Source organism: Mesorhizobium sp. M2E.F.Ca.ET.209.01.1.1 (assembly GCF_004010375.2).
Lineage (GTDB): Bacteria > Pseudomonadota > Alphaproteobacteria > Rhizobiales > Rhizobiaceae > Mesorhizobium.
Genome location: NZ_SADP02000501.1, coordinates 1 through 357, shown reverse-complemented (window position 1 = coordinate 357; position 357 = coordinate 1). Strand labels below are relative to the sequence as shown.

Here is a 357-nt window from a genome sequence, read left to right as displayed (position 1 = left end):
TCAAGTCCGTTCGTCGCGCAAAGGCTGGCGAAGCCACGGCCGGAGCGGGTGATGAGCCAGTTGCCTTCCATCATCACCTCCTCCAGCCCGTCGCGGCCGAGATAGGCGTGGGTCCAGTTGTTGCGGTGTTCTTCGGTATCGAAGATCAGCATTGCCAGATCGCGGTGCTGCGCTACGCGCGGCAGGATGCCGCTTCCCGCCCAATAGGAGGGACGCTGGCTGCCCCAGGGATCGTCCTCGCCGGGATGATTGACCCAGAGCCGCGCCATCGGGTGGCCGGCAAGCTTGATGTCCATGACGTGCTGCTGGTGACCCCTGCGGCCGGTCTTGTGATCGACAACGGTGGAAAGCTGGGCG

General features: G+C 64.7%; 1 pseudogene. It reads right to left on the bottom strand.

The features are described 5' to 3' along the window. Positions 1 to 357 (bottom strand): annotated as a pseudogene (locus tag EN852_RS36665) (hypothetical protein); the annotation flags it as partial.